The following is an 18,355-nucleotide window of genomic DNA, read 5'->3' on the forward strand; positions in this document are numbered from 1 at the left end:
TGTACGGCCAGCCGTTCAATGAGATTCTCGCCCAGCAGCTGTGGCAGCCCGCCGGGATGGAGGCGTCCGCGGACATCATGACCGACCGCACCGGGTCGGCCGTCGCCTCGGAGGAACTGTTCGCCCGGCCACGGGATTTCGCGCGTTTCGGGGAACTCATGCGGAACGGCGGCAGCACACCCGACGGCCGCCGGATCGTATCGGGGGAATGGGTCACCGCCGCCACCGCCACTCTGCTGCCCGCCACGGACGCGGGTGACACCGAACCGGGCGGCTACGGATACCAGTGGTGGAGTGGGGCGACCCCGGACGGCTTCCAGGCCAATGGTTTCCAAGGGCAGTACATCACTGTCAGCCCGGCGGGCTGCCTGACGGGCGTGCGCCTCGCGCACACCGTTCAGTTCAATGGCGAAGGGGACTTCGCGGGCCAGGGTAATGCGGAATGGCACGCCCTCTACCGGGCGGTTCTCCAAGAGCTCGGCGGCTGTCGCTGACCCTTTGCTGCGATCGTGGCCGGCCCTGATGATCTTTTTTTCGGGGCCGTGTCGATCTGTCGGGGAGGTCGTTCGACCTTGGTGTGAGAGGGTCGGACAGCGACCCGCGACAAGGAGATGATCCCGTGAAGTACATGCTGATCTGGCGTGCGAGCGACGAGGGCAATGCGGCCATGGCCGAGGCCGACTTCGAGAAGGTGCTCGAATCCGTCGGGCGCTTCAACGACGAGCTGATCCGCGCCGGGGTCCTGCTCGCCGCCGAGGGCCTCGACAGCGCGGAAGAGGGTGTGGTGGTGGACTTCTCGTCCGAGCCGCCGCTGGTCACCGACGGACCCTACGGCGAGACCAAGGAGCTGTTCGGCGGCTTCTACATCCTGAACGTGGCCTCCAAGGAGGAGGCCGTCGAATGGGCCAGGCGCGCGCCGTCGTTCGGTCCCGGATTCAAGACCGAGATCCGGCGCGTCACCACCATCGACGAATTCCCGCAGGACAACGAGTGGATCCAGAAGGAACGCGCCTGGCGCGAGGCCACCGGGCAGCTGTGAGCCGCTGAGCCATGGCCGACCCCACCGGTCGTGACGCCGTCGCCGCGGTATGGCGCATCGAATCCGCGCGCATCGTCGGCGCTCTGGCCCGCTACACCGGCGACTTCACCCTGGCCGAAGACCTCGCCCAGGAGGCTTTGGCCGAGGCGCTGGTGACCTGGCCGCGCGACGGCGTGCCACGCAATCCCGCCGGCTGGCTGCTCACTGTCGGCCGGCGGCGCGCCATCGACGCCTACCGCCGCCGCGCCACCCGCGACGACCGGTACCTGGCCCTCGCCCGCGACCTGGGCGAGGGCGGGGTCGCCACTGGCGGGACACCCACGGAAACGCCAGGGGTGGAACCGCTCTGGGATCCCGATCAGATCGACGACGATGTGCTCGCGCTCATGTTCGTGTCATGCCACCCGGTGCTGTCCCGCGAGGCACAGGTGGCGCTGACCCTGCGCGTCGTCGGCGGCCTGACCAGCGACGAGATCGCCAAGGCCTTCCTGGTGCCCACCGCGACGGTGCAGGCTCGCATCACCCGCGCCAAGAAAACCCTTGCGGCGGCACAGGTCCCGTTCGCCATCCCGCCGGCCGACGAACGCGCCGCCCGGCTCGGCTCGGTCCTGAGCGTCGTCTACGTGATCTTCACCGAAGGCTCCTCGGCCACCTCCGGCGCACAGCTGATCCGCCTCGACCTCGCCGCCGAAGCACAGCGCCTCGCCCGGGTCCTGGCCCGCCTCGTCCCCGAGGAACCCGAGGTCCACGGTCTGCTGGCCCTGCTCGAACTGACCGCCGCGCGCTTCCCCGCCCGCACCGACGCCACCGGCCGGCCGATCCTGCTCGAACACCAGAACCGAATGCGCTGGGACCGCGCTGCCATCCGCCGCGGCCGCGCCGCCCTCGACCAGGCGGCCCGCCTCGGCCTCGGCCTCGGCGCCTACGGTCTCCAGGCCGCGATAGCCGAATGTCACGCCGTCGCCGACTCCGTCGACGCCACCGACTGGCCCCGCATCGTCCTGCTCTACGAAGCCCTGGCCAGGCTCTCGCCGTCCCCGATCATCGACCTCAACCGTGCCGTCGCGGTCTCCATGGCCGAGGGTCCCGCCGCCGCCCTCGCCATTGTCGACGACCTCAGATCGGCTGCGGCCCTTCCGAATTCCCATCTCCTCCCGAGCGTCCGCGGCGAACTGCTCGCCAGACTGGGCCGGACAGCCGAAGCCCGAACCGAATTCGGCCGCGCCATCGTCCTTTGCGGCAACGACCAGGAACGCACCCTGCTCGAAGCAAAACTCGCCGAACTGGATTGACAGCTCCTCGGGTCGGGCTCGGGGATTTCCCCCATTCCGATGCTGGGGATGTGCCGGATTACGCCGGGGCGGTGGCGAAACTAGCGTTTCGACCATGACTTCGACTCTGCGCGGCCGCCTTTCGGTTGCCCTCGGTGCCGCCGCGTTGCTCGTCGCCGAGATGGCCACCGCGGTCGCCCAGCCCGCCGGTACCTCGCTCGCGGAACAGTTGCGCCAGGACACCGAAGCGATCCACGCCCTCGGTGTCAGCGGCGTGCAAGCCCGCGTCATCGCGCCCGACGGTGGGCAATCGGTCGCCACCGGCGGCACCGCCGACCTGAACACCGGCCTCCCGGTTCCCTCCGACGGTTACTTCCGCATGGCCAGCACCGCCAAGACCCTGGTCGCTACCGTGGTCCTCCAACTCGAGGCCGATCACACGCTGACTCTCGACGACACGGTCGACCGCTGGCTGCCCGGAGTCGTGCATGGCAACGGGAACGACGGCAGCCGGATCACCATTCGCCACCTGCTCCAGCACACCAGCGGTATTCACGACGACCTGCCCGGATACACCACGCCGGAGGAGTACTACCAGCAGCGCTACGACCTCTACAGTCCCGAGGAGCTGGTGGCCCGTGCCATGGCCCAGGCGCCGGACTTCCCGCCCGGGCAGGGCTGGCAGTACTCCAATACCGGATATGTCCTGCTCGGCATGATCATTCAGCAAGCCACCGGTCGACCCGCCCACAAGGAGATCGAAGCCCGCATCCTCGGCCCGCTCGGGCTCGACCAGACCCGGTGGACCGGCGCCTCGCCCACGCTGCCCGAGCCGCACGCCCGTGCCTACCAATTCTTCGGTCCCGGCGCCGAGGTGGACGTCACCGATCAAATACCCGTTGAGCACGAGATCCTTTCGTGGGTCACCACCACCCGGGACGAGAACAGCTTCTTCCGCGCGCTGCTCGGCGGCCGGCTGCTCCCGGCCCGGCAGCTCACGGAGATGAAGCAGACCGTCCCGGTGAGTGCGGAGCTCCAACAGATGTGGCCCGGTGGCCGATACGGGCTCGGCCTGGCCGAACGCCCCCTCAGCTGCGGAGGAACCTACTGGAGTCATGAGGGCGGGGACGGCGGCTACATCACCCTCAACGGCGTCACCGAGGACGGCACGCGAAGCGCGGTGGTGTCCATGTCCGAGGCCCGCGGGGACACCCCGGAACACGTCCTCGAGCAGGAGAACGTGGGCAGCGCCCTGATCGACCATGCGCTGTGCGCCGGGAGCCGGTGAGCAGCGCAGCCGATCGTCGTGGAGCCACAGCGAATCGCTGTGCAGTCCTGCGGCTTTCCGTTTGTGATTGAACTCGCCCACGACGGCGTCGAGACTGGGCTCTCGACGTTTGCTGGAGGTGATGCTGGTGGGTTGGCGAAGAACCGTCGGACTGGTCAGTGTTCTGACAGTGGGCGTCGGAACGATGGTCGCGGGCGGCAATACACCGAAGGCCTCGGCAACCGAGGCCCATAGCGAGGAATTCACCAACCCGGTGCTGGCCGCCGGGGCCGACCCGAGCATGACCTACTACCAGGGTCGATTCCACCTGGTACAGGGGGACTTCTACAACGATGACAACATCGTGATCCGCAGTTCGGACACGCTCGGGGGACTACAGAACAGCGAGCCGAAGGTGGTGTGGGAACACCCCGACTGCCCCGCCCCCGCCTGCACCAAGATCTGGGCTCCGGAACTCGTGCACATCGGCGATCGGTGGTGGATCTACTTCGCGGGGCAGGAGGACGACCGCAACGAGACCCATCGGATGTACGCGCTGCGTTCCACCGGAAACGACCCCACCGGCCCCTACGAATACCTCGGGCCCCTGAACCTGCCCGGGGGCTGGGCCATCGATGGCACCTATCAGCAGTACGCGGGCGTCGGCTACTTCTTCTGGTCCTGCCTGCGCAACCCCGATGACACACGCGTACAAGACATTTGCGTGGTCCGCATGTCGGATCCCATGACGCCGATCGGCGACCGCGTCAGCATCGCGACACCCACCGCCGCCTGGGAAACCGTCCCGAACGACGCGGACCTCCTCATCAACGAGGCCCCGCAACCCCTCATCGCACCCGACGGCCGCCTCTTCGCGACCTTCTCCGCCAACGCCAGTTTCGACGACACCTACCGCCTCGGCCTCCTCGAACTGGCGCGCGGCGGCGACCCCATGGACCCCGATGCCTGGACCAAATCGGGCGGCCCCGTACTTCCCGGTGGCCCCGGCGCCATCGCCCCCGGCCACAACGGATTCCTCACCATCGACGGCCGCCCCTGGATCACCTACCACGCCCGCCTCGAACCCGGCACCGGCTGGCCCGGCCGCAGCATCCGCGTCCAACCGATGTACTTCGGCCCGGACGGCCGCCCGCAATTCGGCATGGCCTTCGGCCCCGACGCCCCCATCGTGATCGACGGCGAAGACCGCAACGCTCCGGGAACCCCGGTGACGCCCGAGCCGCGGCGCTGAGGTCAGGTCACCTCGGTCGATGCCCGGGTGCGGCGCCACTGTGCGGGGCTGCAGCCGTGCTGTTTACGGAACCATCGGGAGAAGTTTCCGGGGGCGGAGAAGCCGAGGAGTTCGGCGGTCTCGGTCAGGGAGCGGCGCGGGTTGGCGACCATGTGGCGGGCCAGTTCGGCGCGGGTCGAATCCAGTAGTGAGCTGAAGGTCTCGCCTTCGGCGGCGAGGCGGCGGTGGACGGTGCGGCGGTCGATGCCCAGGCTGCGGGCCACCTGCTCCACCGAACAGCGGCCGGTGGGGAGGAGCAGTTCGATGAGCTCGCGGACGCGGTCGGCGGTGGTCGCGGGACGGACCGGGTGGACAGGGTCCAGCAGCCGCTGGGTGTAGGCGCGCAGCTGTGGATCCGCCATCGCATTGGGCGCATCGAGATCGCTTGTGTAGGTGAGAATTCCATTGAAGTCCTGCTCGAAGGTCACCTGCGGTCCGAAGACCCGGTGATGGGCGCGCAGATCGGGCGGGGCGGGGTGGGTGAATCGGACCTCCACCGGCTGCCACGGGGCACCGATGAAACCGGCGAGTAGGCCGTGCAGCACGCCGACCGCGAGTTCGACGGATTGGCGGGTGCCGCCGGGCTGCCCGATATCGAGGGTCAGCCGGATGGTGGCGAGGCCGTTCTGTTCGGTGAGGCGGGTGTGCAGCGCCTCGTTGTACAGGTCCTCGTGCCGCGACATCACGGTCAGAGCGCTGCGCACGTCGGGCTCCTCGCGGACCACCAGGCTCAGCGGACCCAGATTCGCGAAGCGGCGGCGCTCGGCCAGGCGCAGCCCGAAATCGGCGCAGTTCGTCGCGACGGACGAGTGCTCGAGCAGCTCGGCGATCGCGGCGGCGGGCACCCAGCGGTCCTGCAGACTCAGACCGGCCGGGTCCAGGCCGGACGCGCGTAACAGCCCCACCGGGTCGATGCCCAGCGATCGGCACAGCTCCACGTATTCGTTCAGCGCCGCGTAGCGGGCCAGTGGTTTCACCGATTCTCCGACGTCCCGAAATGATCTGGATCCTGTCCCGTAATGATAAGCGGGTGGTTCCTGTGCTGCCTACTGTGGGTTTCGTTCCAGCTACCGAAGCCATACGAAGGAAGGGACAACGACGTGGCCACAAGCAACGAGGATTGGTCCAGGCCAGCAGCGATGGCCATCCCCGAGAAGGGGTACTTCGAGTACGAACAGGGGCGGTACGGTCCGGTCTATCCCCGTACTCCAGCTAACTATGGGTTTTCCATAGTCGCCAAGGTCAAGCCGGGTCATGAGGCGGCGATCCGAGAGCACGGCAAGGTCATCCAGGCCGCGGTCGAACGGGATCCGAATGTGCTTGCACCGCTGCGGCTGCACTATCTGCGGTGGGTGCTGTTCGATATCGGCGACGGCCTGACCTTCCAGTACCAGGGCATCTTCGACACCGACTTCGACAAGTACCTCGAGGACGCGCTCGACCTGTTCCTGTCCACGGGTATCACCACCGCCTTCGTGAATCTCGAAGGCTTTCCCGAGAATTGGCGCACCGATCGGGCCGCCGCCATCGAATTCTTCCGCAAGCACCAGTTCCCGAGCTTCCTCGAATACGGCGAATACCCGTATGTGACCGCTGACGAGGTCAAGAAGGCCCTGCGGCTCAAAGCGGCGTTCTCCGACATGCTCGACGAGATGCAGTAGCGGGGGTCGCGATGCTCGAATTCGACGATATCCAGCACATCCTGTTGACCCGGGTGCCGGCACTGACCGGGCGCTACGAGTTCCTGTCCTTCACCGACGCCGCCGGTGCGCGCGCATGGCTCGCCGTCATGGCCGACCGTGTGCCCTCGGTCGCCGACTTGCAGGACTCGGTGGACACCGGCAAGCAGTGGGTGTCCGTGGCTTTCACCTGGACCGGACTGCGTGCCCTGGGCGTCCCGGCGGACGCGCTGGCGAGTTTCCCGGAGGAATTCCGCCAGGGCATGGCCGCGCGGGCCGAAGTCCTGGGTGATGCCGGGGCCAACCATCCCGACCATTGGATCGACGGCACCGCCGGTGACGATCTGCACGCGATCGTCATCCTCTTCGCCCGTGACGCCGCCGAACGCGACCGAAGGGTGGCCGAACACGATGCGCTCCTTGCCGCCTGCCCGGGTGTCACGGTGCTGTCGTCGCTGGATCTGGAGGCCGTACCGCCGTTCGGTTACGCGCACGACCACTTCGGTTATCGGGATCGCTTGTCGCAGCCCGTGATCGAAGGCACGGGGGAGGAGCCCACGCCGGGCAGCGGCGCACCGCTGAAGGCCGGGGAGTTCATCCTCGGTTACGACGACGAGAGTGGGCCGCCGCTGGATCTGCCGCAGCCCGAGGTGCTTTCGCGCAACGGCACCTTCATGGCCTATCGCCGCCTGCGAGAACACGTGGGCCGATTCCGTGACTTCATGGCCGAGCACGGCGACACCGCCGAGGAACGGGAGCTGGTGGCGGCGAAGCTGATGGGCCGCTGGCGCAGTGGCGCGCCGCTGGTCCTCGCCCCGGAGGCCGACGATCCGGAACTGGGTGCGGATATGAGCCGCAACAACGATTTCAACTACGAACAGATGGATCCGCACGGCTACGCGGTGCCGCTCGGGTCGCATATCCGGCGCATGAATCCACGTGATACGGGCGTGAACATGCAGCGCCGCCGCATGATTCGCCGCGGCGCGACCTATGGGCCGCACCTGCCGGAGGGAACCCCCGACGACGGCGCCGACCGCGGCATCGCGGCCTTCGTGCTGTGCGCAAGCCTGGTGCGCCAGTTCGAGTTCGCGCAGAACGTGTGGGTCAACGACCAGTCGTTCCACGAACTGGGCAACGAGCGGGATCCGATCATCGGCAACCAGGACGGCACCCTGGAGTTCAAGATTCCGAAGCGTCCGATTCGTAAGACCATCACCGGAATTCCGGCGCTCACCACCGTCCGAGGCGGCGCGTACTTCTTCCTGCCAGGGCTGCGCGCCCTGCGCTATCTGACCACTCTCACCGATATCGAGGCAGCAGCATGACATCGTTCACCCCGGCCCGCACCTACAACCAGGCCCACCTGGCCCGCCCCTACACCCCCGGCAAGCGGCGCATCAGCATCTACTGGTCGTGGAGCTATCCCTGGGAAGCGCAACGGGATACGGCCGAACTGGACAACCGCTTCTCCACCATGACCGAGGTGCGCCAGGCCACCTGGCCCGCCTACGAGACGCCCGAATACGATGCCGCGCACTTCCTGCAGGGCATCGCGGGCACCCTCGAACTGTTCCACCGCTCCACCCTCGACTTCCAGCGGGTAGCCGGGGAAGTGACGGGGCATCCGGTGGCGGTGTTCCAGCGCATCGACCAGGCCGGATTCAAACAGCCCATCGACGAACGCATCCTCGCCGACACCGACACCCTCATGGTGTTCGGCCTCGATCACCTGCTCGCGCAGGAGGAAGCGGCTCCGGAGGAGATCGCCGCAATCCAGCAGTGGCTGCAGCGCGAGGGCACCTGCCTGCTCCTCGCCCCGCACCACGACGTCGGCTTCACCGATGACCTGAAGCAGCGCCAGATCGAGTTCGAACACCACGGTGATCCGCTGGTGCCGCGCCAGCAGCGGTTCGGCGCCTATACCCGCTCGCTGATGACCGCCCTGAACGTCCCGGTACACAACGTCTACGGCCTGCGGCCCGCCGTCGTCGAAGGCACTCGCTCGATCGCGCCGCTCACCTCCTTCCGTGACCTCGACACTCCGCGATTGCTCGAGGACGTCACCACCTTCAATTTCCACCCGCACCTGCCCCACTACGAATTGACCGAGCCCGAAAGCGATTCGGTGCGCCTGCTCGCGCGTCAGCCCATCGAACTGTCCCGTCCCCACCCGTTCATCGAGGCGGGCAACACCGAGTTCAATACATTGCTGTGGCTGCCCCCCAGCGTCGAACGCGCCGGCGACATCGTGATGGCCGACTCCACCAACTTCACCACGCTCTTCGGCGGCACCGACAGCCTCGCCAACTTCTGGCGCAACCTCGCGGCGATGAAATGACCGCGGCTGCAGGCTACGGCCCGATGTCGCAGAGGTGGGACCTGTGATCGGAGACCTGCTGCCACTGGCCATAGGCGTTGCGCTGTCACCCATTCCGGTGGTGGCGGCCATCCTCATGCTGCTCTCCGCCAACGCCGGCCGGGCCAGCGCGGGCTTCGCGCTCGGCTGGGTGACCGGCATCCTGGCGGTCACGGGGCTCGTGACAGCCGCGGCCGCATCCGGGCTGATGAGTTCGGCGGGCCGGCCCTCTGCCGCGGCCTCGGCGATCAAGATCGCCATGGGCCTCCTGCTGGTGTTCATCGCCTTCCGTCAATGGGGCAGCCGCAAGGACGATTCGATACCGGGCTGGATGAAAGCCATCGACGAACTCGGAGTCGCCAAGGCCGCCGGCTTCGGCCTGCTGCTGTCGGTACTGAATCCGAAAAACCTGCTTCTGTGCATCACGGCGGGCGTGACAATCGGCACCTCGGGGCTGAACCCGGCCGGCACTGCTGCGGCAATCGCCGTCTTCGTATTTCTGGGCGCGGCATCGGTGGTCGTCCCCGTGGGTGGCTACGCTATCGCGGCGAATCAACTGCGCGGCGCACTGGCCCGCTTGAAGAACTGGCTACAGGCGAACAACCACACGGTGATCGCTGTGGTGTTCATGGTGATGGGCACCACCGCCTTCGCCAAGGGCGTGAGCGGATTCTGACCAGGTACTGATCGCACTGTGCCACACAGTGTCTCACCACCTTCTCGGGCCGTCGGCGGAAGCTCAACGGCCCGAAACGGTCTGACACTGTCGCACGGTGCACCGCACTCTGCGGTCGGAACTCCGGCCCGCTGCCACACTGCACCGGCACCGGACTGCCCGGATCCAGCGCGTTCAGGATCATCGCGTCCACACGGGGGTACCGAGGCGGGCCGGTCCGCAGGCCCGGATTCGCGAGTACCCCGTCGACCATTTCGACACCTATCAGGGCCCGTGGCAGCGGCAGGCGGTGACCGACCAGCTCGAGTTCCTCACGGCCGTATCGCGGTGACCTCCGGATCCGCGATCGGCAGCAGAGCATCGGCCGGTCAGAACTGCGGCCCGCTCCCGCACTGCACCGGCATCGTATGCCCCGGATCCAGCGCGTTCAGAATCATCGCGTCCACGCTGGGGTCATATGCCATGCCGCTGTGCCCGACCGGGTCGTCCGGGCACTGGTCCTGGACGACGAGATCGGTGACACCACCCTCGGCGATGGCCGCGGTGGCGGGCGGGGACACCATGGAGTCGTGCGCCGACACGATGGTGGTGTAGCGAATGCCGGTCCGGGCGATCGGGCCGTCATGCAGCCGGGTCATCGCGGCCGAACCGGGGGAGACGTCCTCACAGATCCCGCATACGCCCGCGACCAGCCCGCGTAGCCCGAGTTGTGCTGCGTCGCCGATAAGTCCGCTGGTGATTCCGTTCGTGGGTGGTGCCAGGGTGACAACCGCGCCGATCCGGTCAGCCGCTGCCGAGTCGGTCTTCGCGAGGTAGAGCGAGACGAACGCGCCACCGGAATGCCCGACCAGGTCGACCTTGGCGGCGCCGGTCTCGGCCCGCACGCGGTCGATGAAGGCGGATACCTGCGGCACGGACATCGACACCCCGTCGATGCCGCCGTCGAAGGCGTTGGTTCCGCCGTAATTCAGGGAGTACACGCAGTACCCGGCATTCGCCAGTTTCGGTCCTAGATGCGCGAACCCCTGGTACTGATTGGCGGGGAAGCCGTGCACGAGCACCACCGGCCGCGGATGGGCCGTCGACGGTGTGCACCGCACATTCACGCCGGGCGGCGACTGCGCGGGATCCTGCCCGGACACCACGAACCAGGCTTCCCGAGCAATCATCTCCTCGAAAGTCGCCTCCGGTAGCGGACTGGCGGCTGCGGCCACGCCGGGCGCGATGACGTTCGGTACCAAGGCAATTGCGGTGGTGGCCAGGATTGAGCCAACGCATTCGCGTATGCCCATGTCGAGCTCCCAGAAACGAACGAACTTTTCTCTTAGTCTAGTCCTATAAATTTCTCCGAGGTGGAGGAGCGTTTCAGGAAAACGCGGTGGTCACGGCGGTTCGGCTGAACCCCGGTAGGGATCTCCAACCCGATGCCGCGACACGGGGCGTTCTGTCGGACACCTCCCGGATTGATCGCACCGGTGCCGGAGAAAGACAGTCAGCAGCACCGCTCACCATCCCCCGGACTGCGCGGTACATGTCGGCAATACCCGCGCACCGCATCCGACACCCACCTCACCCAGCCCCGGCTCGATCGGCTCGCCGACAGCCAGTCCCGAAGCCCCCCAACAACTCTCGGCTGGCATCACACGCCCGCCACCGCTGCTGCCAGGCTCAACTCGGATCGGTCAGCCGGGCTGGGGGACTGCGCTGTGGATGCGGTCGATGAAGGTGGCGAAATCGACGTTGACCTGGTGAGGAACCGCTTCGTGGAGTCGTCGAGGACAGCCGACCGTGTAGGTACTCACACGTTGCCTCCTGACCAGAGAGTTTCCTGTGCTGTACGTCACCAGTTCGCGGGCAGGTGTCGAACTCGCCATTGCCGGAACCGGGGCGATGTGGCCAGATCGAACAGTGTCCAGAGCGGCTCCACTGTGTCGGGATGCCCTGGGTCCTGCTCCGGATCATCCGGCGGTACGAACATGAGTTCGCTTGCCCGGTGCAGCCGTATTGTGCCGTCGGGTGAGCGCTTGAAAACGGTCAGCAGCGGTACAGGGTGGCCGTCAGCGCTGTCGCCGCCGTAGTCACGCCGAAAATTGCTGTTCGCCGCCGACAGCACCCGGGTGTGTCGCCATCCCCTTTCCTGTGCGAACGCCGCTACTCGCTCGATCGGGGCCTTTGCAACGATCGCCAGATTGCCACCCAATTCGTCGAAGTGGGGCGTCGTGCCGTCCCACATGTCGATCAGCGCAGTGCACGACGGGCACGGGCCTTCGTCTGTCGGCAGTTCCGAGAAGATGCCGCTCGTCGGTCTGGGCCGAACGTCTCCCGGGTGGCGCGGGAACATGTAGTGATAAAGCATCAGTGTGTCGCTGTCGCCGAACAGCTCGGACATGCGCACCGCCGTGGCGGCGCCGTCGTCGCCGATTCGATCGAACACATAATCTTCGGGGACCTCGCCGCCGGGCGGTAGCAATTTCCGTTGTGCCGCAACGTCCTCCATCAATCGCCGGAGATCGGCCTCCCGTTGAAGCAGGGCGTCACGCGCCCCGCGATACTCCAACGACTCATTCGGAAAAGCTATCGACATGAGGACCTCCTCGACCGGCATGTCATCGACTTCACCCTGTTTGGAGACTTCACCCTGTTTGGACACTACTCGCTCATGGCTCGGGGCCGGGTGCATCCGACCGGGGCCGTAGCGCTTCACGACTCGGTCAGTGCGGAGTGAATCAGCTGGGATTCGGTCGGGGTTTGCATTGGCCGGTTGATGCTTCAGAGACGCTGCAGAGGGCCGGAGTCAGCGGCGGGGTCCAGTCAGGCGCGTAGGCGGTATGCGCCGGGATGCAGCGGTACTGCGCACCGTCGTAAGTTACGAGGTCGCCCACCTTGTGCGTCGCGCCCTCCTGCCATTCGGTGACAGGCGTCGTGATTGGAGGAACGGTTGTCGTGGTCGTGGGAACCGTCGTGGTCGGCGGCGGAGTGGCGGTCGTGGTTGGAGTATTTGTGACTACGGGCACCGCGACAGTGCCGGTCTCGGCCGTGTTCGGAATGACGTCACCCATCGGGTCGGTCGCTGAATCGGTACACCAGGCAGCAGACCGCACCGGGCTGTTGTCACCAAAGATCAACGGCCAGAGGGTCTCTTCCGCCTTCCAAGCCGGAGTCCGCCAAGCACCCGGCCTGGCGGAGCCTTTGGCGAACTCGCCCGGGCTGTCGACCGGTCAGTAGTCGTTCTTGACGGCGAAGTAGGAACCGCGAAAGGTTCTGGCCGGCTTCGACTTCTGCTTTGCGAACTCGAACAGCGAGGCGAGCTCCTCGGGGACTTCCATTCCGTCGGACAGTTCGAACCCGACTGCCAGCTTCTCGGGGTCGTCGACGGCGTACATCACGTTGATCGACAGATCAGTCGACTCGAGCAAAACCGCGCCGTGGCAACCGGATTCACTCCGTGATGTAATGCCCGTCTTGGCAAGCTCTCGGCAAGACGACGGAGACGTGAAACCGACATCTTTTGGGCAAGATGGTCCGGCCTCCGAGTGATGCTGGACTGCCGGCTTCACGAAGTTGGCCGTATGGCTCAGAGGTACGCTGAATTTGCGACAGGTTTGTTGGCGGATTTCTGGGCGCGATCCGCGCACTCGCACCGGTGGCGGGCAGTGCCCGGCCGCGTACTTGCCAGCATGAGCATGGCTGGGAAATTCGCGCGCCGACGATAGCGCCGACTCTCGACTGTCTGGCCTGGCTAAATCAACTAGTGGGGCTACCCGCTCGCGGGCGGGGGTTGGAATGCAAGCAAGTACACCGTTTGCCAGTCGGGTGGTCACGGGACGGCGCAATGGATGACAAGTCAGTGGGCGGCGTGGACGCCACTCGGGGGCCGGCTGAGACGTTCGGACGCTATCGGCTGCTGTCCCTGCTGGGTCAGGGCGGCATGGGTCAGGTGTGGCGGGCGCATGATTCGCTGACCAACCGGGTGGTGGCGCTCAAGGTGTTGCCCGAGCGCTTCGCCGATGACGAGCGGCTGCGCGAGCGGTTCCGCCGGGAGTGCCTGGCGGTGGCGCAGTTGACCGAGCCGCATGTGATCCCCATCCACGACTTCGGCGACATCGACGGTCGGCTCTACCTGAATATGCGGTTGATCGAGGGCACCGACCTGCGCAAGGTGATTACGCGAGAAGGGGCCTTGTCGCCGCAGCGGGCAGTGGCGATCATCACACAGGTGGCCGGCGCGCTGCAGGCGGCTCACGACGCCGGGCTGGTCCACCGCGATGTCAAACCGACCAACATCCTGCTAGGGGCCGATGAGTTCGCCTACCTGATCGACTTCGGGATCGCCCACGCCGCCGACGACCGTACGCTGACCGCGATCGGCGAGACCGTCGGCACCGTCGCCTACATGGCACCGGAGGAGATCAGCGCCGAGGTCAAGGCCGATGCCCGGGTGGACGTGTACGCGTTGACGTGCGTGCTGCATGAGTGCCTGACCGCCCGGCCGCCGTTTGCGAGCGCATTGGGGCTGGAGGGTGTGATCGCCCATCACCTGCACACCCCACCCCCACGTCCCAGCGCTACTACACCCGATATACCTACTGCGTTCGATGCGGTCATCGCCAAGGGAATGGCCAAAGACCCCGACGATCGCTACCAGACCGTGCGCGAACTGGCCGCAGCGGCTCGCGCCGCGGTGGGCGATTCCGCGGTCAGCACCACCGGGGGCGTGGCTGCGCGCCATAGGCGGCGAATCAGATTGTCGCCCAAGACCGCCGGGCTGCTCGCGGCCGCGGTCGCGGTTACGGTGGTGGCCGCCGTAGCTGTCGTCATCAGTGTCCAACGAGAATCAGGCGGCGGTGGCAACTCGCCCACACCTATCGCCCCGGCCTACTCGTCACAGACTCCACTGCCGTTCACCGGAGTCAGCCTGCCCACCGCTGTGGCGGTCGACGCGGCGGGCAACGTATACGTCACCGACATGGGTAACGATCGGGTGGTGAAATTGGCGGCGGACGCGTCGACGCCGAGCCCGTTGCCGTTCACCGGCCTGAAGAATCCCCAGGGTGTGGCGGTCGACGCGGCGGGCAACATATACGTCACCGACACGAGTAACAATCGGGTGGTGAGGTTGGCGGCGGGCGCGTCAGCGCCGACCACGTTGCCGTTCACCGGGCTCAAAGATCCTCGGGGTGTGGCTGTCGACACGGCAGGAGACGTGTACGTCGCCGACCGGGCCAATGATCGGGTGGTGAGGTTGGCGGCGGGCGCGTCGGCGCCGACGACATTGCCGTTCACGGGGATCCAAGATCCCCAGGGTGTGGCGGTCGACACGGCGGGCAACGTATACGTCACCGAGTTGGGTACCGAGCGGGTGGTGAGGTTGGCGGCGGGCGCGTCGGCGCCGACCGCGTTGCCGTTCACCGGGCTCAAAGATCCCCGGGGTGTGGCTGTGGACAGGGCGGGAGACGTGTACGTCGTCGACTGGGGTAACGAATCAGTAGTGAGGTTGGCGGCGGGCGCGTCGACGCCGACCAGGTTGCCGTTCACCGGGCTCAAAGATCCCCAGGGTATGGCGGTCGACACGGCGGACAACGTATACGTCACCGACCTGGGCCCCAATGCGGTGTTGAAACTCCCGGTCGGCTGAACCCCCGTTCCGCGTACTTGGATCTCAGACCATGGGGGTTGGATTCTGCTGATCCAACGTGGTGATAACGGGCTCGGGGCCCTTCCTGGCGGTGCGTTCGACTTCGGCGAGTCGGTGGCCGAGTGTGCGGTACGTGAGACCGCTGTTGAACCGCATCATCCCTAGCTGTTTGAGCGCTGTTGGGTAATGGGTATGGGTGAACCTGGCGATGTTCGCGCAGGTCAACCCATGGATGCGCCCTCGGCAGGAATCGAACCTGCGACCTGGGGATTAGAATGATGGACGACTACTCGATGCTATGGCTTGATGTCTAGAGCTACCGAAAAGCCTTGTCCACCTGGTCATCTGGTGCCATGATGTCAACTCTTGACCACTGGGCGCAATGTTCAAATACGGCGACGGGCAATGGCTTTAGTGGGAGATAGTTGGGTCTTGCGTGGTGTGGAACCTGGCCGGGCAGAGTCCATCCAGGCCCCATGGATGGACTCTTAAGACAGTTGGTGAGTACTGCTCGCAGATCCTCGCCGCAGTCTGCTCCAGCCTCTTCGAGATTGAAGTGTCCGGAGGTCAGCTTTCAGGTTCTCCCTGGCGAATTCGACGGACGGTCCGAGGAACGGAGCCACCGGGGTCGGGTCGGACAGGAAGTCCGCTTCCATCTTCCCGACGAGGCCGCCGCCGGGCTCGATGTGGCACGTGCCCTGTCCCAGGTACCTGCCCCGCGCAGGCCGTCGTGCAGGCGGGCGATGATGTCAGCCCCGAAGTTTGCGGGTTTGGGGGATCGGTCTGGGCGGTTTAGCGTTGATCAACGGCAAATGACCGGGTAGCCGATGCGCCGCGCCGAGGTGTTACCGCCGCGCGCCGCGAACCCTCAGGCCCCGCATCTGCAACGATCCAGCAAACATCCCCTCGGTACGGACGCGTCCGGAGGTGAAAACCGCCAGGATGTAGTGCGACGACGCTTATACCGTGTGGACTTGTGACGTCTGGAGGGACATGTTCACAAAACTCGCCAAGGTGGCTCGGGCAGCCTGCGCCGGCGCCCTGGGCGCGGCGTTGCTCGGGACGGGCGCGGGGGTCGTGCAGGCCGATCCCGGTCCGCCGATGATCGGGGGCGGTTCCGGAATCATCATCGACAACACGGAACTCTGCACCGTCACCACCGTCGGCCATGATGCGGCCGGACGACTGGTCGGCCTGACCGCCGGGCATTGTGGCGAGCAGGGCTCCCAGGTGTGGGCCGAGCAGGACCGCGGCGCCGGCGTGATCGGGCATTTCGCCTACTCCAACCCCGGCGCGGCCCTGGACTATGCGGTCATCCAGTTCGATGAGGGCAGCATCATTCCGGTCAACCGGATCGGCAACACGACGATCACCGAGATCGGCGCGCCCGCGACGTTCCCGATGACCGGCTGTAAGGAAGGCCGCACAACCGGCAACACCTGCGGAATCATCTGGGGCAACTTCCAGAACGACAACACCTCTACCCAGATGTGCGTTGCCCAGGGCGACTCCGGTGGGCCCGTGGTGGTCGGCACGACGCTGGTCGCCATGGTGCGCGCCTACCTGGTCGTGCCCTGCTTCGGTCCCGAAGTCGGCCCTAACATGTCGGCGATCGTCAACGATATGAATGCGCGCGCCGGGGTCGGCGCGGGGTACTACCCGATCTGATACCCGAGCATGCCCGCCTGAAAGCGGTTGTGCGGGGCGGTAATTCGAGTGCGAAAACTCAAGTCACCGCCCCGATCCGTGTTCGGGGACGTTCGGCTGCACGGCCGGACCGGTCACGGCGCAATGCTGCAGGCCGGTCCCGGGCCGGAGACCGGATCGACGTTCGCAGCAACCCGTCTGGGTACGGTGGGGGCCACGGCTCGAAGGGCGCTCGCCCGTGGCCTCGACTCTCGCGGTGCGCGCCCGGAGTTCGACGTCCACAACGATGACCGTCACCGGCTCCGACAACGGTGACTCGCTCATCGGGCGGCACTCGCGCCTCGATACACGACACGATCGCCCGAACGGGCACGACAACCTCTCTCGGAGAACAGATTCCGGCCGCCCCACCGCGACCGTCGATTGCGCATAGCGCAGCGTGCGGTCGCACCACACGAGGTTGTGCTAACCCGACCAGCCCGTGCAATCTGCAACGTCTGGCCGCTGACCCCACGCAGGCTCCGGTGATGATCGGGCTGGCGGCCGTGCAAGTGCCGTCACTGCTGGCCGGCGACCTCGACGTGTGGTTGTCAGCGTGCCGCGACTTCACCGATTCCCCGTTGCAGTCGAGCGGCCTTCTCCCTCGCTCGGACCACGGCGAGCCCACCGGACGGGCGCTGCTGCACCGGTCCGAACGGCGCTGCCCGCACCAGCTCCACCGCCAACGCCCACTGATAGAACTTCTCCAGCACCGCATCCGATCGATTCCACGTCACCGCGGCCACCTGAAACGGCGGCCCGGGCAGTCGGCGCGCAGCGTAAAACGCCTCGCTGATCTGGGAACACACGTGCACCAACCAGCCACGTGCTGGCTGACATGATGCGCACATCCGGTGCAGGACACGCGCAATCCCGGCGAATCGGCCAGCCAGGGCCCGGTTCGCTTCGGAGGGATGTCTGCTGAGCTGCCAACCGGCACTTCGAGGGCGTGGTCGAGCGAGACCTAGCGTTGAGCCGGCCTGGGGAAACGGGCCGGAAGTAATTCCGGCACCGCGCTTCAGGCCGACTCAACGCTAGACGAACACCACAGCCACAATCAGATTCGGCCAGTCGCTTGGTGATTTGTCGATCCGAACAGACGGTGGCGACTGCTCAGTATGGTGGTGGAAAGCAGTCCTCCGGGCCATGTCTTCGCACCACCACATGTCACCTGCCCCAGACCACACCCTGCTGACGGATGTCCGGTGTTTTCGGCGATTGCTACCTGGCCCCGATCAGAACGACGGTAGAGGCGTGCAACCATCCGGCCACTGCGTTTCGTCGTCATAGACAGCGCGGGTGAGAATCGGTCAGGGTCTGACCACGTAGACCGCGTTGTCGGTGAAGTCTGAGAGGTAGGCGGCGCCGTTGCCGGGGTCCACCGCGGCCGCCGCTGTATTCCGGCCGGACCCGGGGATAGGGGTGACCTTGTGGGTGTCGGCGTCGATCGCC

The 18,355-nt window shown here is 66.4% G+C and carries 19 protein-coding genes; 13 read left to right on the plus strand and 6 right to left on the minus strand.

Features of this window, described 5'->3' with window-relative positions:
• The 5 genes from ABZ909_RS42435 to ABZ909_RS42455 form a co-directional block, all read left to right on the plus strand.
• Positions 1-494: serine hydrolase (locus ABZ909_RS42435; RefSeq protein WP_357011884.1), on the plus strand; the 494-nt coding region annotated here is incomplete at its 5' end.
• A 125-nt stretch (positions 495-619) separates the two neighbouring features.
• On the plus strand, positions 620-1,039 hold the full coding sequence (locus tag ABZ909_RS42440; RefSeq protein WP_357011886.1) for a YciI family protein: 420 nt from the start codon (positions 620-622) through the stop codon (positions 1,037-1,039).
• 11 nt (positions 1,040-1,050) lie between these two features.
• Complete coding sequence (locus tag ABZ909_RS42445) at positions 1,051-2,331, plus strand: sigma-70 family RNA polymerase sigma factor (protein ID WP_357011889.1); 1,281 nt, start codon at positions 1,051-1,053, stop codon at positions 2,329-2,331.
• Between the two features lie 94 nt (positions 2,332-2,425).
• Positions 2,426-3,598 (plus strand): serine hydrolase domain-containing protein, encoded by a 1,173-nt coding sequence (locus ABZ909_RS42450; RefSeq protein WP_357011891.1) that lies wholly within the window; start codon positions 2,426-2,428, stop codon positions 3,596-3,598.
• A gap of 169 nt (positions 3,599-3,767) precedes the next feature.
• Entirely contained in the window at positions 3,768-4,829 is a 1,062-nt protein-coding gene (locus ABZ909_RS42455) for a glycoside hydrolase family 43 protein (protein ID WP_357011894.1), read from the plus strand.
• Between the two features lie 2 nt (positions 4,830-4,831).
• Here the strand turns inward: ABZ909_RS42455 and ABZ909_RS42460 are convergent, their stop codons facing one another.
• On the minus strand, positions 4,832-5,845 hold the full coding sequence (locus ABZ909_RS42460; RefSeq protein ID WP_357011896.1) for an AraC family transcriptional regulator: 1,014 nt from the start codon (positions 5,843-5,845) through the stop codon (positions 4,832-4,834).
• 162 nt (positions 5,846-6,007) lie between these two features.
• Between ABZ909_RS42460 and ABZ909_RS42465 the strand changes: the two genes are divergently transcribed.
• The 5 genes from ABZ909_RS42465 to ABZ909_RS42485 all read left to right on the plus strand — a co-directional run bounded on the left by ABZ909_RS42465 (position 6,008) and on the right by ABZ909_RS42485 (position 9,913).
• Entirely contained in the window at positions 6,008-6,529 is a 522-nt protein-coding gene (locus ABZ909_RS42465) for a hypothetical protein (RefSeq protein ID WP_357011923.1), read from the plus strand.
• Positions 6,530-6,540: 11 nt separating this feature from the next.
• Positions 6,541-7,875, plus strand: a complete 1,335-nt coding sequence (locus ABZ909_RS42470) for a peroxidase (protein ID WP_357011899.1) — start codon at positions 6,541-6,543, stop codon at positions 7,873-7,875.
• Positions 7,872-8,888 (plus strand): hypothetical protein, encoded by a 1,017-nt coding sequence (locus ABZ909_RS42475; RefSeq protein WP_357011901.1) that lies wholly within the window; start codon positions 7,872-7,874, stop codon positions 8,886-8,888. The genes ABZ909_RS42470 and ABZ909_RS42475 overlap by 4 nt, the downstream gene beginning before the upstream one ends.
• Before the next feature lie 34 nt (positions 8,889-8,922).
• Positions 8,923-9,582, plus strand: a complete 660-nt coding sequence (locus ABZ909_RS42480; protein ID WP_357011904.1) for a GAP family protein — start codon at positions 8,923-8,925, stop codon at positions 9,580-9,582.
• Between the two features lie 97 nt (positions 9,583-9,679).
• The gene (locus ABZ909_RS42485; protein ID WP_357011906.1) at positions 9,680-9,913 is read left to right on the plus strand and encodes a hypothetical protein; all 234 of its coding nucleotides are present in this window, start codon (positions 9,680-9,682) and stop codon (positions 9,911-9,913) included.
• 37 nt (positions 9,914-9,950) lie between these two features.
• Here ABZ909_RS42485 and ABZ909_RS42490 read toward each other — a convergent pair whose 3' ends face one another.
• The 4 genes from ABZ909_RS42490 to ABZ909_RS42505 form a co-directional block, all read right to left on the minus strand.
• Positions 9,951-10,874 carry an alpha/beta fold hydrolase gene (locus ABZ909_RS42490; protein WP_357011908.1) on the minus strand — a complete coding sequence of 308 codons (924 nt, stop codon included), beginning with the start codon at positions 10,872-10,874 and terminating at the stop codon, positions 9,951-9,953.
• A 548-nt stretch (positions 10,875-11,422) separates the two neighbouring features.
• Positions 11,423-12,232 carry a DUF899 family protein gene (locus ABZ909_RS42495; RefSeq protein WP_357011910.1) on the minus strand — a complete coding sequence of 270 codons (810 nt, stop codon included), beginning with the start codon at positions 12,230-12,232 and terminating at the stop codon, positions 11,423-11,425.
• A gap of 76 nt (positions 12,233-12,308) precedes the next feature.
• Complete coding sequence (locus ABZ909_RS42500) at positions 12,309-12,641, minus strand: carbohydrate-binding protein (protein ID WP_357011912.1); 333 nt, start codon at positions 12,639-12,641, stop codon at positions 12,309-12,311.
• A gap of 159 nt (positions 12,642-12,800) precedes the next feature.
• Positions 12,801-12,998, minus strand: a complete 198-nt coding sequence (locus tag ABZ909_RS42505; RefSeq protein ID WP_357011914.1) for a hypothetical protein — start codon at positions 12,996-12,998, stop codon at positions 12,801-12,803.
• A gap of 416 nt (positions 12,999-13,414) precedes the next feature.
• Here ABZ909_RS42505 and ABZ909_RS42510 point away from each other — a divergent pair, with 416 nt between their 5' ends.
• From ABZ909_RS42510 to ABZ909_RS42520, 3 genes are all read left to right on the plus strand, one after another.
• Entirely contained in the window at positions 13,415-15,217 is a 1,803-nt protein-coding gene (locus tag ABZ909_RS42510) for a serine/threonine-protein kinase PknD (protein WP_357011916.1), read from the plus strand.
• A 21-nt stretch (positions 15,218-15,238) separates the two neighbouring features.
• The gene (locus ABZ909_RS42515) at positions 15,239-15,382 is read left to right on the plus strand and encodes an NUDIX domain-containing protein (RefSeq protein WP_357011925.1); all 144 of its coding nucleotides are present in this window, start codon (positions 15,239-15,241) and stop codon (positions 15,380-15,382) included.
• Positions 15,383-16,210: 828 nt separating this feature from the next.
• Entirely contained in the window at positions 16,211-16,885 is a 675-nt protein-coding gene (locus ABZ909_RS42520) for a serine protease (RefSeq protein ID WP_357011918.1), read from the plus strand.
• Positions 16,886-17,454: 569 nt separating this feature from the next.
• Here ABZ909_RS42520 and ABZ909_RS42525 read toward each other — a convergent pair.
• The gene (locus ABZ909_RS42525) at positions 17,455-17,640 is read right to left on the minus strand and encodes a hypothetical protein (protein WP_357011920.1); all 186 of its coding nucleotides are present in this window, start codon (positions 17,638-17,640) and stop codon (positions 17,455-17,457) included.
• Positions 17,641-18,355: the final 715 nt, after the last annotated feature.

It is taken from the genome of Nocardia sp. NPDC046763 (genome assembly GCF_040645495.1).
In the GTDB taxonomy this organism is placed as follows: Bacteria; Actinomycetota; Actinomycetes; order Mycobacteriales; family Mycobacteriaceae; genus Nocardia.